2 protein-coding genes are annotated in these 2,002 nt (G+C 65.4%); one reads left to right on the top strand and one right to left on the bottom strand.

The window, feature by feature from the left end; all coding sequences use genetic code 11:
• Positions 1-608, top strand: a 608-nt coding sequence (fabG, locus tag VGD20_RS20305) for a 3-oxoacyl-ACP reductase FabG (protein WP_331136185.1), incomplete at its 5' end; no start/stop codon positions are given.
• A gap of 61 nt (positions 609-669) precedes the next feature.
• Here the strand turns inward: fabG and VGD20_RS20300 are convergent.
• Positions 670-2,002, bottom strand: a 1,333-nt coding sequence (locus tag VGD20_RS20300; RefSeq protein WP_331136184.1) for a TonB-dependent receptor, incomplete at its 5' end; no start/stop codon positions are given.

The raw sequence follows: 2,002 nt of genomic DNA, 5'->3' as shown, positions 1-2,002 counted from the left end.
AGTTTGGGCCGAAGGACTCCGATGGCCATGTCGAGATCACCTGCGACCTGTCGAACACCACCCAGGTCGAGGAGCTGGTCCCGGCGACGATCGACACGCTCGGCCAGCTCGACATCCTCGTCAACAACGCCGGCGTGACGCGCGACAACCTGATCATGCGGATGAAGGACGAGGAGTGGATGGACGTCATCCGCATCAACCTCGAAGCCAATTTCCGCCTCGCGCGCGCCGCGGCGAAGCCGATGATGAAGGCGCGCTTCGGCCGCATCATCTCGATCACCAGCGTCGTCGGCGCGACCGGCAATCCGGGGCAGGCCAATTATGCCGCCTCGAAAGCGGGGGTTACCGGCATGACGAAGGCGCTCGCGCAGGAACTCGCGAGCCGCGGCGTGACCGCCAACTGCGTCGCGCCGGGTTTCATCGCCACTGCGATGACCGACGATCTGCCCGATGCGCAAAAGGAAGCGCTCAACCAGCGCATCCCCGCGGGCCGGATGGGCGAGGGCAGCGATATCGCCGCCGCGGTCGTGTACCTCGCGTCGAAAGAAGCGGGTTATGTCACCGGCCAGACGCTGCACGTGAATGGCGGGATGGCGATGCTGTCCTGAACGGGATCGGGCCGGATCCGGTTGCACCGGACCCGGCCCGCGGGGCGAGCGGAGAGAGGGGTTAGAAGCTCGCCCGGGCCGTCAGGCGGAAATCGCGACCGGCCAACGGCACATAATCCTTGGTGAAACTCGCGTGGCGGCGCGCTTCGACGTCGAAGATGTTGTTGGCCGACAGGCTGAGTGTCAGATTCTTCGTGTCGGGAAGCGGGCGCCAGCTGAGCGACGCGTTGACCAGCGTGAAGCCCTTGGTCGGCGTCTCGAACTGTGCGGTGCGTGTCTGGTCGTCGGTCCATTCGACCTCGGCGCGGGCGTCGATACGCTCGCCCTGCGCCTCGAGCCCGCCGAGCACGCGCAGCGGCGGGATGCGTGGCACGTTGCGGTCGAGCCCGGCATTCTTGATCTTCGCGCGCGTCATGTCGGCGGTCACGTCGCCGACGATGTTGAAGCCGCCGATCTGCGCCAGCCGCGCGCTCGCCTCGGCCTCGAAACCATAGACGCGCGCGTCGCGCTGGAAATATTGGAAGACGGGCAGTTCATCCTCTTCGGCGCCGGTCGCGGCCGAATAGATGAAATTGTCGAACCAGTTCGAATAGCCCGTCAGGCTGAGGTTGAAGGCGTCGGTCTTGAGCTTGAACGAAGCTTCGGCGCCCCAGTTGGACTCGCGCTTCAGGTTCGGGTTGCCGACCTCGAAGCTCTGCGTCGCGATATGCGGGCCGTTCGACAGCAGCTCTTCGGCCGAGGGCGCGCGGACGGCGCGCGACACCGAAACGCCGAATTTCGCCCCTTCGAACAGGTCGTAGGTCGCGCCGAACGCGCCCGAGAAGCTGTCGAAGCTGCGCTCGAAACCGAGCGTCTGCGCGCGCACATTGGTCTTTTCATAACGCGCCGCGGCTTCGAGGCCGAGCGGGCCCGCCGTATATTCCTGCAGCGTGAACAGCGCGAACTGGTCGGTCAGGTTGCGCGGCACAAAGGCTTCGGCGCCGATCGCGTTGAAGTCGCGGTGGCTGTACTGGACGCCGCTCGCGCCGCGCCAGCCGCCATGATCGTTCTGCGCCAGCTCGATCCGGCCCTCGATGCCTTGGTTGGTAAAGACGGTGCCGACCTCGTCGCCTTCGAATTCGGTGTGCTTGTAATCGGCAAAGCCCGCACGGACGCGCAGCTTGTCGAAAAAGCCGTCGCCCAGTTCGACTTCGCCGCGCAGGTCGGCGCGCCATTGCTTCATGCCGATGGTGACGGGGCCTTCGCCATGCTCATGGCCACCCTCTTCATGCTCGCCGCCATGATCGTGCGCGGTGTTCGGCCGGTCGGGCACGCCATAATTTGTATCGAAATAGCCGATCGAAATGCCGAGCTGGCCTCCGTCGTTGATCAACGAGATGCCGCCGCCGGCGGTC

Source organism: Sphingopyxis sp., from assembly GCF_036402335.1.
Classification (GTDB): domain Bacteria; phylum Pseudomonadota; class Alphaproteobacteria; order Sphingomonadales; family Sphingomonadaceae; genus Sphingopyxis.
The sequence above is the reverse complement of the archived record's forward strand: the minus strand, read 5'-3'. Positions and strand labels throughout refer to the sequence as shown.